A 13,771-nucleotide genomic window follows, 5' to 3' on the forward strand; every position below is an offset into this window, starting at 1 on the left:
GATCAGCAGCGTCCGTCAGGCAGCAGAGGGCAGTTTGTCAGAAGGTAGCTTGCCAGACGCTGCCTTGGCAGAGGGGAGTTTGGCATCGGGCGCGCGCCCATAGCTGGGCCGGGGATCGGCATGCAGCGCCTGAGGTGACAGAAGCGCAAACTCTCGTGCATCAGGCCGCAGATCGAGGGTGGTGATGCCGGGGCGGCTTTCGCGCAGTGGCAGGGCCTGACTGCCTGCGGCTAGCGGTGCGCTGGCGCGTGCCACGGACTCTTCCGGTGAAAGCGAGGCGAGAGGGGCTAGGGGAGAGCCATCTGCGGCAAAGGGGCGGAAGAACCATTCACCGTGCCCGCCAGTCATGCAGACATCGACGGGGCTGCCGGGGTGACGGGCCAGCGCCATGGCAGCGACCAGCGAAAGGCTTTCAAACCCTTCAAGTCGTGCCCCCCACGCCATCGCCAGCGCGCGGGCGGCGGCAAGGCCAACGCGGATACCAGTGAAGCTGCCGGGGCCAACGTCGACCGCGATTACATCTGCGCGGCCTTTGTCGGGCAGGCTGGCAATCATCGGCACAAGCCGTTCAGCGTGGCCACGCCCCAGCGTCAGGCATTCGCCCGCAATAAGCTGGTCATGTTCAAAAAGTGCGACCGAGCAGGCTTCCGTCGCGCTGTCGATGACCAGTGTGCGCATAAGGTCAGGCTGCGCGAACTTCGCTGACTTCGGGAACGTAATGCTTCAGCAGGCTTTCGATGCCGTTTTTCAGCGTCGCAGTGGATGACGGGCACCCAGAGCAGGCCCCCTGCATCTGCAAGTAAACCACCCCTTCGCGGAAGCCGCGATAGATGATGTCGCCGCCATCGTTCGCAACGGCGGGGCGGACGCGAGTTTCGATCAGATCCTTGATCTGTTCGATCACGTCGGCATCTGCAGGATCATCCGAAAAATCATCATCTTCGGCAGGGACACTGATCGCTGCAGCCGATCCGGGCGTGAAGAGCGGGGCCTGCGAAACGAAGTGATCGAGCAGGAGCGACAGCACCTGCGGTTTGAGGCTGGACCATTCGACACCGGGCGCGGCAGTAACCGAAACGAAGTCACGACCGAAGAACACACCGGTAACGTCGCCAAGGTCGAACAGCGCCTGCGCCAGCGGCGATACCTCTGCCGCTTCGGGCGAGGTAAATTCGCGCGTGCCGCTGGCCATGACCAGTTCGCCGGGGAGGAACTTGAGCGTGGCCGGGTTGGGCGTGGTTTCAGTCTCGATAAACATGATTCGCATGTAGGCCTGCTGTTTGGGGGGTCAAGGGAAAGCAGGGGCGCACAGGCATTGCTTTATCCCGAAATTTCGTATTTGCGTGGGGCATGACCATTCCCGCCAAGGCTCTTTGCCGCATCGCCCCTGTTCTTGCTGCTGTTCTGGCCCCTGTTATTGTTTCGCCTGCGATCGCAGCGGCGCCAGCCAAAGCGCCTGTTCCTTCGGCGCAGGCGCTGCCCATGCCGTTCAACCCGGTGGTTTCGGCAAATCAGCGGCTGTGCTCTGTCGCAGGGCCGAGCGGGCTGGGGGCAATGACGCTGAAAGCTGCCGAAGGGCCAAAGCCTGCCAAGGCGGATTATGTGCTGGTGAATTACATCGGGTATCTGGCTGCGAATGGCGAAGTGTTTGACCAGAACACGCAGTCGGCATTTCCGGTGGAAGGGGTGATCCCCGGTTTTTCCGAAGGCCTGCAGATGATGGCCAAGGGCAGCGTGTGGCGCTTCTGCGTTCCTGCTGCGCTGGGGTATGGCGCGGAAGTTTCCGGCCCGATCCCGGCCAATTCCGATCTGGTGTTTCAGGTGGAATTGGTGGACTTCAAGACTACAGCCGAAATTGAAGCGATGCAGGCGGCGGCTGGCGGCGCTTCGACCGGTGAGGCTGCGCCTGCTGGAACAGCGCCTAAAGGCGCACAATAACAGGTCTATTCACTGGTCCTTCATCCTAAGGTTTTCTATAGTCGGGCGATGCGATCTTCTGCACCGCGCGCCCGGCGCCTCGGCCTTCTCCTTCCTCTCCTGCTGCTGTCGGCGGCTCCGATAGATGCCCGAACCCCGGTAAAGGCCGAAGTTCCTTGGCTCTACAAGGGGTCGGACGTGCCGCAGGACAAGGCCTGGACCTTTGGCGTACTGCCCAACGGCATCCGTTATGCCGTGCGCCATAATGGCGTGCCACCCGAACAGGTGTCGATCCGCGTGCTGGTGGATGCGGGCTCGATGTATGAAACCGAAGACCAGCGCGGTTATGCCCACCTGATCGAGCATCTGACCTTTCGCGAATCGAAGTTCCTGAAAGAAGGCGAGACAATCCCGACGTGGCAGCGCCTTGGCGCGACATTCGGCAGCGACACCAACGCAGAAACCAGCCCGACGCAGACGGTTTACAAGCTGGACATTCCCAACGCCACAGCGCCCAAGCTGGACGAGACGTTCAAGCTATTGTCGGGGATGATTACCGGCCCGATCTTTACCGATCATGGCGTGAAGACCGAAGTGCCGATCGTGCTGGCCGAAATGCGTGAGCGGACAAGCGCCCAATCGCGCGTGCTGGATGAAACGCGCGGGCTGTTCTTCAAGGGACAGTTGCTGGCATCGCGCAGCCCGATCGGTACGGTCGAAACGCTGGAAGCGGCCAATGGCGCACGGGTGAAAGCGTTCCATGACAAATGGTATCGGCCTGACAACACAGTGATCGTGGTGGCAGGTGATGCCGATCCTGCCACGCTGGTCGCACGCATCGAACAGTGGTTCGGCCCGTGGAAGGTGGCGGGCAAGAAGCCGCTGCAGCCTGATTTCGGGAAGCCGGTGGCACCTGCCGGGACTGATCCGAAAAACCCGGTGGGCGAGGCGCGCGTGCTGGTGGAGCCGGACCTGCCGCGTATCGTCAACTGGGCGATCCTGCGGCCATGGGCCAAGGTCAACGACACGATTGTCTATAATCAGGGCCTTATGATCGACCGGCTGGCGCTGTCGCTTATCAACCGGCGGCTTGAAGCGCGGGCGCGTGGCGGTGGCAGCTATCTGGTCGCTTCGGTGGATGAGATGAAGCAGGATCTATCGCGCTCTGCAGATGCGACCATCGTTACGGTCACACCGTTGGGTGAGGATTGGAAGGGCGCGGTAACAGATGTACGCGGGGTAATTGCCGATGCGCTGGCCACGCCGCCATCGCAGGAAGAAATCGACCGCGAAGTGGCCGAGTTCGAGGTGGCGTTCAAGGTGGGCGTGGAAACGCAGGCGACGCTGGCCGGATCGAAGGCGGCGGACGATGTGGTCAACGCGGTGGACATCCGCGAAACGGTGGCCAACCCCGATACGGTCTATGGCATTTTCAAGCGGTCGATCCCGCTGTTCAAACCGCAGGCTGTGCTGGAGCACACCCGCACCTTGTTCAAAGGCACGGTAATCCGCCCGATGATGATCACGCCCAAGGCGGGTGAGGCGGACGAAGCGGCATTGCGCACGGCGCTGACCGCGCCGGTCGATGCCGCATCGGGCAGCAGGGTTGCGGCCAACAGCCTGAAATTTGCCAATTTGCCGCCGGTGGGCACGCCGGGCACGGTGGCCAGCGCGCGACCTATCGGACTGCTGGGGATTGAGCAGGTCGAACTGTCCAACGGCGTGAAGGTGCTGTTGTGGCCCAACGATGCCGAGCCGGGGCGCATTATTGTGAAGGCGCGCTTTGGTGGCGGGTTTGGCGCGATTGATCCCAAGGATGCGGTTTACGGACCCATCGGGCAGGTGGCGCTGATGGACAGCGGCATTGGCGAACTGGGCCGCGACGATCTGGACAGGCTGGCCACGGGCCGCAAGTTGAGCCTTGATTTCGATATCGACGACACCGCGTTCCGCATGTCTGCCGATACGCGCCCGGCCGATCTGGAAGATCAGCTTTACCTGATGGCCGCCAAGCTGGCAATGCCGCGCTGGGAGCCGAACCCGGTGCTGCGCGCCAAGGCTGCAGCAAAGCTGCAATACGAAAGCTTCAATTCATCGCCCATGGCGGTGCTGGGCCGCGATTTGACCTGGTTGTTGCGCGATGGCGATCCGCGTTATGCCACGCCCAATCCGGCGGAACTGGAAAAGGTCACGCCCGAAGGGTTCCGCAAGACTTGGGAGCCGCTGCTGGCGCAAGGGCCGATTGAAATCGACATGTTTGGCGATTTCACCCGTGAACAGGCAATTGCTGCACTGGAGAAGACGTTTGGCGCGCTGCCAGCCCGTGGCGCAGGCGCAGCATCCACGCTGGCTCCGACGATCCCGGCACACAATGCCGAACCGCTGGTGCTGACGCATCGTGGCGATCCTTCGCAGGCCGCCGCCGTTGTGGCATGGCCGACGGGCGGCGGGCAGCAAGGCGTGCGCGAAAGCCGCCAGCTGGAAATACTGGCGCAGATATTCAACAACCGCCTGTTTGATGCCATGCGCGAAAAGGTGGGGGCAAGCTATGCGCCGCAGGTGGGATCAAGCTGGCCGCTTGATCTGCCTTCTGGCGGTTATATTGCTGCCAACGTGCAATTGCGCCCCGGTGATTTCGACACGTTCTTTGCTGCGGCTGACAAGATTGCCGACGATCTGGCCAAGGCCCCGCCCAGTGCCGATGAAATCAGCCGCGTGACTGAACCGCTGAAGCAGTTGATTACCCGTGCCAGCACCGGCAACGGGTTTTATATGTATCAACTGGAAGGTGCGGCGAATGACCCGCGCAAAATTGCCGCGATCCGCACGATCCTGAATGACTACAGCCAGACCACGCCGGAACGGATGCAGGCGCTGGCCCAGCGCTATTTGCAGAAGGACAAGAGCTGGCGACTGGAAGTGGTGCCAGAAAAGGCGACACGTTGATGTGACAGGCTGCTGTCGGGTAGTCAGCAGCCTTTGGAGTTTTTGCCGTTCAGCCCGGGGCCGGTGTTGCGATCATCGCGGACGATGATCGTGGCTTCCTGATACATGGTGAAAGGCTGGACAAACAGCGAGCCGAACAGGCCATGGTATTGATACCAGACTTCGGCAACCATGACCGATGTCCCGGGAGGTGCGGTGATTTTGGTGCCGCCAATGTTCAGCCCGGACATGGTTGCGGCCAAGGCCGTTCCAGTCAGATCCGGCTTGCCGTGCTTTGACGATTTTTCCAGTTCGCCTGAACATTCCTGCCAGTGAATGTATTGTTTGCCGGTTACAGGATGGGTTTCGAGGCTGGACAGAATTACGCGACCATTATCTTCCATGTTCATCGTCTGGCCTTCCAGCAAGGCCCCAGTCAGAACATTCTGAACCGCTTCATCGCTGATGGTCGGGGTAACGCCGCTGTTATCAGTCTGGCCCAGACGCGATGCATTGTCTGCCAGCGAAATGGCCACTTGGCTCGCCTGCATTTCGGCAATGGTCATCCACGAAATTTCAGTGCCATACATGCCCAGAGTCATGAAAACCGGCAGGACGACTGCAAATTCGGTGGTGGAAATTGCGGCAGAGTCAGCCAAAATTTTGCGGCATATCCGCCCAATCCAGCGTGATGCGGAAATCATGTCGCGCAACTCCCGGTTGTGGAGCCATAGCCCACCTGATTGCCGAAGGGCTGGTTCTTGATGACGGTGCGAGCCGACAGCGTGCGTTCAGACCATTGCTGGGGCAGGAACGGCACCTTGAACAACGGCGAGAAATGCGCCTCAACACTGTAGACGACCACATCGTTGGCAGAGCCTTGGTCATCCTGCCTGCCGATATCGGCGTCCCACTGACCACTGCGGTTTTCATCGACATAAGTTTCGTTGCCGTCACAGGTGCCGCTGCCATTGGCATCGTTCCATTGCTCAGGGCGGCCAACATCGCTGAATTCCGAATAGCTGATGCGCGAAGTTATCATCTTGTCGCGGGTCAGACCCGGCAGGATACCCTTGACGGTGTTGAATACCATCGTGTCGGCAGCCGATGTGTCACGGGTTTCCAGCGCGGAGGCGCGGGCAGCGCGTTGAACCGCGCCGGTCAGGATAGCCTTGCCATAGACCATCTGCCCTACGTCCAGCAGGCTGAACAGGAAAACGAGAAACATCGGCGCGACCAGCGCGAATTCGACGACGGTAGCCCCATTGGCGTTGGCCACGATGCGGCGGAACAAACACAGGGATGCGCGCATCACTGAACCACGCGCAGTTCGCCAACCTGCTTGGCAATGGCCTGAAAGGCATCGTCAAGCTGTGAGGCATTGGCGGCGGTAAAGGCGCTGTCGCTTGAGGCGCAGGTTTGCAGCGGGGTGGTCATCCCTTGCGCAAAGGCGATGACCCAGAGTCGGATGCCCTTGGCCTTTACCGCATCACATAGGGCAAGGAAGCGCGAATTGTGGCGCGCTGTATCGTTGGTATAGCCGTTATCGGTCACCCGTTTATCGTGATATTCAATGCCCCAAGCCGATTGCGATGAATAGGATGGGGACATTTCGCCATCAGTCATGAAGATCATGTGGCGTGAGACTTCACCACCGTTGTCAGGCGCTTCGGTCACGTTGTTGGCCCACATGCCATCGGGCGAAAGCAGGCGTCCACCCCAGACCATGCCGATGTCATGATAGGTTGCACCTTCTGGATTCAGCGCATCGGCATACGCATAGAAGGCGGCCTGATTCATCGTGGCCAGAAGTTGCGCTTGTGCCGGGCAGAACGATGGCGCCTGCATGCCCGTGGCCGATGGCAGGGAACTGTTCATATAGACCGCGCCATTGATCGTGGTGGTGCGCATATAGGCGACTTCGGGCCACATTGGCGCCCATTTGCTGGCATCCGAACCGTCGGGCGGTGTATCGATTTCGAGATCCTGCGCACCCGCTGGAGAGAAGCCTGTCAGCGCGCTCCACGAAAAGGCAGGTTCGGACACGGTCGAGCGTTCTTCGATGCAGCCTTCCCAGGTGGATGAGATTGCCGTGCCATTTTCACCGGTGCGTGCGGTTGTGGCATTGAACAGCTTGTAGCTGCTCGTATCATAGGTGACGGGCCGGTATTCCCAGCGGTCGAATACTTGTGTGTCGCTATAGATCGGATCGGCGGTTTGGGTCTCGGTGGTGACCACATTGCGCGCTGCAGTGCGCTGCTGAATATAATATCCGATCAAAACAAAATTGCAGGCATAACTTGTGGCGCGCTGCGGCTGGGTGGTGGTGACGGTTACAACCTGCTGGCCCTGTGCATTGGTCGTTGTCGTAGTCACCGCCGTGGGCGTGCCAAAGTTGGTGAACTGTGTGTCGGCAGGCTTGTTGTTGTTACAGGTGCTCGAGAAATTGTAGCGCGTGCCAGAATAGTTGGTCCAGCCGCTATAGGTAGTTGGACTGTTGGTTGATCCTGATGAAGGTGTGGGTGTGCCATAGCCGGTAACGGTGCGCACCGTCCGCCACACCGCCTGCCGCGACTGGATGGTCCAGCTATCGACCAGATAATCGGGATCTATATCGACCAGCAGGTGTCCGACATTGACTGTGGAACTGTAAGGAACGAACCCGTAGCGGATGCGGGCGTTGCTGCCTGCTGCGGAATCTTCCAGCGTATCGTAGAAGTTTTTCATCGACGTGCGCAGCGCATCCATGCGGCTTTGCGCGCTGCCTGCCAGTGTCCATGTCATCGATCCGGTGGTGTCCAGCACCATCATAACGTCGCTGTTGCCAACGCCCATCGTAGCGCTGCAGGTGGCTTGCAGTTCAAAGCCTGCAAAGCCGAAGATCTGCATCAATACCGGGGGTAGAGTGGTAGAAGCCGTGCCTTCGATCGTGCCGCCGCGATCCACCGAGGTTGATGCAAATGCGGTGCCTGAAGCGCCTTGTCGATCTTCGTCGAAGTTGGCGAGAAAATAGCGGTCGGCTTCGGTTTCAGCGGCAGTGTCATACCCTTGGGTGGTTACCGCGCGGCGTCCGGCCAGAACACCCGCATCGCAGGCCGATTGCAAGCGGGTTTGCGTGCGCCAGCCCCGGCTGATGTCAATCGCCCCGCCAACCATTGCTGCAAGGCCGAATATGGCCACAGCAGCCAGCGGCAGAATATTGCCGGACCGGTTGCGGATAACATTCAGCGACAGGCGGAAGAGGGCGAACATCGAACAGGGGCGGCTTTCGCAAACTGGCCAAGGTGCCAGTCGCTGAAGGCCCGGAAACCCGCGCGCCCGGCGTCTGGCAGGCTGGCTTTAAGCTAGTCCCCGCAAACCAAGGCCTTATCGGGCATAGGGGAAACTCCATAGAGTGTGATGACCTGTGCGCTCGCCCCGCGTGACAGCCCGTTCGATAACTGTGAACGCAAGGCTCCCTTTGCTTTTCCTGCACTGTGCGCGTATGGCCCCGCCTCTTGAAAGGAAGGCAAAGTGGCACAGAACTGGACTGCGGATTCGTGGCGCGGATATGAAGGACGGCATCTGCCGACCTATCCGGACGCCGAAAAGCTGAACGAGGTCGAGCAGACCCTGACGAGCTTTCCGCCGCTGGTCTTTGCGGGCGAAGCCCGCGCGCTGAAGGCGGATCTGGCGCAAGTGGCGGCAGGCAAGGGTTTCCTGCTACAGGGCGGGGATTGCGCCGAAAGCTTTGCCGAATTTCACCCGAACAACATCCGCGACACGTTCCGCGTGCTGTTGCAGATGGCGGTGGTCCTCACTTTCGCCAGCAAGCAGCCGGTGGTCAAGGTCGGCCGCATGGCGGGCCAGTTCGCAAAGCCGCGTTCGTCGCCGGTGGAAACGATTGGTGGTGTCGAACTGCCAAGCTACCTTGGCGACAACATCAACGGTATCGATTTCACCCCGGAATCGCGCATTCCCGCGCCAGACCGGATGCTGCGCGCCTATAGCCAGGCAGCGGCAACGCTGAACCTGCTGCGCGCGTTTGCGACCGGCGGCTATGCCAACCTGCGGCAGGTCCACCAGTGGACGCTGGACCACATCGGCAAAAGCCCGTGGGCAGCCAAGTTCAGCGAAATGGCCGACAAGATCGGTGAATCGCTCGACTTCATGGAAGCCTGTGGTGTCGATCCGCGCACCGTTCCGCAGCTTCAGGGCACCAGCTTCTATACCAGCCACGAAGCGCTGCTTCTGCAATACGAAGAAGCGATGACACGGCAGGATTCGCTGACCGGCGAATGGTATGACACCAGCGCCCATATGCTGTGGATTGGGGATCGCACCCGGTTTGAAGGATCGGCCCACGTCGAATACCTGCGCGGCGTAAACAACCCCATCGGCATGAAGTGCGGACCCAGCCTTTCGGCTGACGCGCTGCTGCGTATGCTCGACACGCTGAACCCCGCGCGCGAAGCGGGCCGCATGACGCTTATCAGCCGCTTCGGGCACGACAAGGTGGAAGCCGGACTTGCCCCACTGGTGCGTGCGGTGAAGAAGGAAGGCCATCCGGTGGTATGGTCGTGCGATCCGATGCACGGCAACGTCATCAAGGCGGACAACGGTTACAAGACCCGTCCGTTCGACCGTATCCTGTCGGAAGTGAAGGGCTTCTTTGCCGTTCACCGCGCAGAAGGCACCCATGCGGGCGGCATTCATATCGAAATGACCGGCCGCGACGTGACCGAATGCACCGGCGGCGCGGTGGCGATCACGCAGGAGGGGCTGGCCGACCGGTATCACACCCACTGCGACCCGCGCCTGAACGCCGCGCAGTCAATCGAACTGGCCTTCCTGATGGCCGAAGCGCTGAATCAGGAACGCGCAGGGAGCAAGGCGGAAGCCGCCTGATTGGGCACGGCTTCGTTAAAAGAATGGACGCCGGGCAGCTGTGCGCTGTCCGGCGTTTTTCTTATCGCGGATGGCGCGCGGCCAGCGCAATTCCGGCAAGGTTCTGCGCGCGTTTGATCCAGCGGATGCGGGCAGGGGGATGCGCGGCGGCAAGCGCGGTGAAGCGATCATGGTGAGCTTGCAGCGCGGGTGACCGGCAAGGCGCCACCCCGTTCGCTTGTTCGATGACGCCGCGATTGTCGCCCAGCAGTTCAAAGTCTGCCGCGCCCGCACCTTGTGCCACTTCCAGCGCGTGGATCAGCGCCAGCCATTCGGCATCGCCATTGGTGCCATGGCCAAGGTCGGTACGGACATGCGCCACCCCGCGCACCACAGCGGCCACTTCAACCGGGCCGGGGTTGGGGCGGCAGCCGCCGTCGAAAAAGACTTTCAGCCTGTGTTTGCCGGACATTGGCCCGATCTATCAGGCCCCCGCCTTTACCGCAAAGGACCATGCCGCCTCTGCCAGCGGATAGACCCGTTCGGAACTGGCCTTGGCATGGGCGCTGGATGCGGTGCCGTCGATCACGCGCTTCTTGATGCCTTGCACGATGCTGGCAAGGCGGAAGAAGTTGAACGCCAGATACCAGTTGATGTCGGGAATGCTCGTCCGTCCGGTCTGCTGGCAATAGCGGGCGACCACTTCATCCAGTTCGGGAATGCCCAGCGCTGCGCGGTCTATGTCCTGCACGCCGGAACGACCGGCATTGTCAGTGACCCATGCCATGCACAGATAGGTGAAATCGGCCAGCGGATCGCCCAGCGTGGAGAGTTCCCAGTCCAGCACGGCCACCACGCGCGCTTCGTCTGCTGCGAAGATCATGTTGTCGATGCGGTAATCGCCGTGAACTACGCTGGTCCGCGTCTGTTCGGGCAGAGTGGCGGGCAGCCATTCAATCAGGCGCTCCATCTCTGACATCGTTTCGGTTTCAGCCAGACGATATTGCTTGGTCCACCGGTCAACCTGACGGCCAAAGTAGTTGCCCGGCTTGCCATAATCGCCAAGGCCAGCCGCCTCCGCATCGACCTGATGCAGCGCGGCCAACGTATCGACCATGGCGAAATAGGTCGCGCGGCGGGATTCCGGCGTGGCACCGGGCATCGACCCGTCCCAGATGGTCCGTCCATCCACGCAGCCCATTACATAGAACCACGATCCGACCACGCTGTCGTCCGTGCACAACCCATATTGCGGGGCCACCGGAAACCCGGTTTTTGAAAGGCCTGCCTGCACCTTGTATTCGCGGTCAACCGCGTGGGCCGATGGCAGCAGCTTGCCGAAGGGTTTGCGCCGCAGGACATAAGGGCCGGACGGACTGTCGATGCGATAGGTCGGGTTGGATTGCCCGCCCTTGAACTTGGCGACTGACAGCGGGCCTTCAAAGCCTGCCACGTTGTCTTCAAACCAGCGGGTGAGGGCAGTCTCATCCAACCGGTCGGCCCCTTCGGGCGCGACCGTTCCGGTAAAGGCGGCCTGTGCATCAAGCTGATCGGTCATTGATCGAACACGATCACCGAACGCGCCGAATGGCCCTGCTTCATCTTTTCAAAGCCATCGTTGATGCCCGAAAGCGGGATGCGTTCGGCAATGATGGTGTCGAGATCTAGCAATCCGCGCATGTAGAAATCGACCAGCCGGGGCAAGTCCACAGGGAAGTGGTTGCGGCCCATGATCGCGCCTTGCAGCTTCTTGTCAGACAGTAGATCCATGGCCGATAGGCCAACCTTGTGGGTCAGCGGCATCATGCCAAGGATGGTCGCAGTGCCCCCGCGCCGTAGTGCTGCCACGGCCAGATCGCCCGAAGCGGGGCGCCCCACGGCTTCGATGGCATGGTGAACGCCGCCGCTGGTCATTTCCAAGATCTGTGCGGCTGCATCCGGCCCGGCATCAATGGCATCGGTTGCGCCCAGCTTCATCGCCAGTGCGCGCTTTTCCGGCATCGGGTCCACGGCAATGATCCGGCCTGCGCCCGCGATCTTGGCTGCGTTCACCGTGGCAAGGCCCACACCGCCGCAGCCGACCACGGCTACGGTTTCGCCCGGCGTCACCTTGCAGGCGTTGAACACGGTGCCAGCGCCAGTCGTTACCGCGCAGCCGATCACCGCTGCACGGTCCAGCGGCATGTCGGGATGGATGGCGACGCAGGCATGTTCGTGGACCAGCATCTGTTCGGCAAAGGCTGAAAGGTTCAGCATCTGGTTGACCACTGCACCGTCCTCGGTGCGGGTCAGGCGTGGAGCCTCTCCGGCTCCGCGCCGCGTATCGCCACCAAGGCACAGTGACATGCGGCCTGTGACGCAGAATTCGCAGTGCCCGCAGAACGCTGAAAGGCAGGTGACGACCGCGTCGCCCACTTTCACGGTGCGCACTTCGCTGCCTACCGCCTCGACAATGCCTGCCGCTTCGTGTCCCGGCACAGCGGGCAGCGGGTGCGGATAGGCACCGTCGATGAAGTGAAGGTCCGAATGGCATAGCCCGCACGCGGCAGTGCGGATCAGCACTTCATGCGGCCCCGGCTTGGCTACGCTAAGATTCTGGATTTCCAGCGGTTTGCCAGGTTCGATAAGGACAGCGGCTTTCATGGGGCAACATTCCTGTAGCTTGCTTCGCGCCCCCGCGCAGGTGGGGGCGCAAGGTATTGGAAGGCCTTAACGTGCCACGCCAAGGTCGCCAGAGCTGAAGCTCCGGTCGCTGCCCGGCAGGTCGGAATGGCGGGCAAATTCGATGCGGGCAATCGACCGGTTGTGTACCTCGTCAGGTCCATCGGCCAGACGCAGCGTGCGCATGTGGGCATAGCTTTCGGCAAGGCCATAGTCTGCCGAAACACCGCCTCCGCCGTGCGCCTGAATGGCATCATCGATGATGCGCAGGGCCATGTTGGGGGCCTGCACCTTAATCATGGCGATTTCGAGGGCTGCGGCCTTGTTGCCCACCTTGTCCATCATGTCCGCCGCTTTCAGGCAGAGTAGACGGGTCATCTCGATATCGATGCGGGCCTGCGCGATGCGCTGTTCCCATACTGATTGTTCGGACACGCGCTTGCCAAAGGCGACACGCGATTGCAGGCGGCGCGCCATCTTGGCAATCGCCTCTTCGGCTACGCCAATGGTGCGCATGCAGTGGTGGATGCGGCCCGGCCCCAGGCGGCCTTGTGCGATTTCAAACCCGCGCCCTTCGCCCAGGAGAATGTTCGACGCGGGCACGCGCACGTCCTTCAGTTCGATTTCCATATGGCCGTGCGGTGCGTCATCATAGCCGAACACAGGCAGATGGCGGATGATGTTCACGCCCGGCGCGTCCAGCGGCACCAGCACCATTGACTGTTGCTGATGTTTCTTCGCTTCGAAATCGGTCTTGCCCATCACGATGGCAATCTTGCAACGCGGATCGCCCGCGCCGGATGACCACCATTTGGTTCCGTTGATGACATATTCGTCGCCTTCACGGCGGATCGATGTTTCGATGTTGGTTGCATCGGATGATGCCACTTGCGGTTCGGTCATCAGGAAGGCCGAACGGATTTCGCCGTTCATCAGCGGTTTCAACCACCGCTCCTTCTGTTCCAGCGTGCCGTAGCGGTGCAGCACTTCCATGTTGCCGGTGTCAGGGGCAGAGCAGTTGAACACTTCGCTGGCCCAACCCATGCGGCCCATTTCCTCGGCGCACAGAGCATATTCGAGGTTGGTCAGGCCGGGGCCTTCGAATACGAACGATTCCTCGACATGGTGATGCCCGCCGTTGCGCGGCGGCATGAACAGGTTCCAGATGCCCAGCGCCTTGGCTTTGGCCTTTTCCTGTTCAACCGTCTGGATCACTTTCCAGCGGTCGGCGGTTCCGGCTTCGGCCTTGTAGTCCCCATGGCGCGGGCGGACATTGTCTTCAATGAACTGGCGGACACGGTCGCGCCAGTATTTCTGGCGGTCGGTCGGTTCAAAATCCATGGGGGTCTCTCCTTGTTGCCCGGCAGTGTTCATCGGGCTGATAGCGATTTCAAGCAGAAAT

Annotated in this window: 12 protein-coding genes; 3 read left to right on the forward strand and 9 right to left on the reverse strand. The window is 61.0% G+C overall.

The window, feature by feature from the left end:
- Positions 1-15 precede the first annotated feature (15 nt).
- Both tsaB and OVA07_RS09155 read right to left on the reverse strand, forming a co-directional pair.
- Complete coding sequence (gene tsaB, locus OVA07_RS09150) at positions 16-678, reverse strand: tRNA (adenosine(37)-N6)-threonylcarbamoyltransferase complex dimerization subunit type 1 TsaB (protein WP_268171133.1); 663 nt, start codon at positions 676-678, stop codon at positions 16-18.
- Positions 679-682: 4 nt separating this feature from the next.
- Positions 683-1,258, reverse strand: a complete 576-nt coding sequence (locus tag OVA07_RS09155; protein WP_268172662.1) for a NifU family protein — start codon at positions 1,256-1,258, stop codon at positions 683-685.
- A 92-nt stretch (positions 1,259-1,350) separates the two neighbouring features.
- Here OVA07_RS09155 and OVA07_RS09160 point away from each other — a divergent pair, with 92 nt between their 5' ends.
- Both OVA07_RS09160 and OVA07_RS09165 read left to right on the forward strand, forming a co-directional pair.
- The gene (locus OVA07_RS09160; RefSeq protein WP_268171134.1) at positions 1,351-1,938 is read left to right on the forward strand and encodes an FKBP-type peptidyl-prolyl cis-trans isomerase; all 588 of its coding nucleotides are present in this window, start codon (positions 1,351-1,353) and stop codon (positions 1,936-1,938) included.
- Positions 1,939-1,986: 48 nt separating this feature from the next.
- Positions 1,987-4,863, forward strand: a complete 2,877-nt coding sequence (locus OVA07_RS09165; protein WP_268171135.1) for an insulinase family protein — start codon at positions 1,987-1,989, stop codon at positions 4,861-4,863.
- A gap of 23 nt (positions 4,864-4,886) precedes the next feature.
- Here OVA07_RS09165 and OVA07_RS09170 read toward each other — a convergent pair whose 3' ends face one another.
- Genes OVA07_RS09170 through OVA07_RS09180 form a run of 3 tightly spaced genes read right to left on the reverse strand, consistent with a single transcriptional unit; the run spans position 4,887 to position 8,094 of the window.
- Positions 4,887-5,546, reverse strand: a complete 660-nt coding sequence (locus OVA07_RS09170) for a TadE/TadG family type IV pilus assembly protein (RefSeq protein ID WP_268171136.1) — start codon at positions 5,544-5,546, stop codon at positions 4,887-4,889.
- Complete coding sequence (locus OVA07_RS09175) at positions 5,543-6,154, reverse strand: TadE/TadG family type IV pilus assembly protein (protein ID WP_268171137.1); 612 nt, start codon at positions 6,152-6,154, stop codon at positions 5,543-5,545. Before OVA07_RS09175 ends, OVA07_RS09170 begins: the two co-directional genes overlap by 4 nt.
- A complete protein-coding gene (locus OVA07_RS09180) occupies positions 6,154-8,094 on the reverse strand; it encodes a TadE/TadG family type IV pilus assembly protein (RefSeq protein WP_268171138.1) in 1,941 nt (646 codons plus the stop codon). Before OVA07_RS09180 ends, OVA07_RS09175 begins: the two co-directional genes overlap by 1 nt.
- Before the next feature lie 261 nt (positions 8,095-8,355).
- Here OVA07_RS09180 and OVA07_RS09185 point away from each other — a divergent pair, with 261 nt between their 5' ends.
- A complete protein-coding gene (locus OVA07_RS09185) occupies positions 8,356-9,729 on the forward strand; it encodes a class II 3-deoxy-7-phosphoheptulonate synthase (RefSeq protein ID WP_268171139.1) in 1,374 nt (457 codons plus the stop codon).
- A 61-nt stretch (positions 9,730-9,790) separates the two neighbouring features.
- Here the strand turns inward: OVA07_RS09185 and OVA07_RS09190 are convergent, their stop codons facing one another.
- The 4 genes from OVA07_RS09190 to OVA07_RS09205 form a co-directional block, all read right to left on the reverse strand.
- Positions 9,791-10,180 (reverse strand): reverse transcriptase-like protein, encoded by a 390-nt coding sequence (locus OVA07_RS09190; protein ID WP_268171140.1) that lies wholly within the window; start codon positions 10,178-10,180, stop codon positions 9,791-9,793.
- Between the two features lie 12 nt (positions 10,181-10,192).
- Positions 10,193-11,266: a phosphotransferase family protein gene (locus OVA07_RS09195; RefSeq protein ID WP_268171141.1), complete on the reverse strand. Its 1,074-nt coding sequence runs from the start codon at positions 11,264-11,266 to the stop codon at positions 10,193-10,195.
- Entirely contained in the window at positions 11,263-12,351 is a 1,089-nt protein-coding gene (locus OVA07_RS09200; RefSeq protein ID WP_268171142.1) for a Zn-dependent alcohol dehydrogenase, read from the reverse strand. The genes OVA07_RS09195 and OVA07_RS09200 overlap by 4 nt, the downstream gene beginning before the upstream one ends.
- A 66-nt stretch (positions 12,352-12,417) precedes the next feature.
- Positions 12,418-13,710, reverse strand: a complete 1,293-nt coding sequence (locus tag OVA07_RS09205; RefSeq protein WP_268171143.1) for an acyl-CoA dehydrogenase family protein — start codon at positions 13,708-13,710, stop codon at positions 12,418-12,420.
- Positions 13,711-13,771: the final 61 nt, after the last annotated feature.

Origin of the sequence: Novosphingobium sp. SL115 (assembly GCF_026672515.1) — a bacterium.
In the GTDB taxonomy this organism is placed as follows: Bacteria; Pseudomonadota; Alphaproteobacteria; order Sphingomonadales; family Sphingomonadaceae; genus Novosphingobium.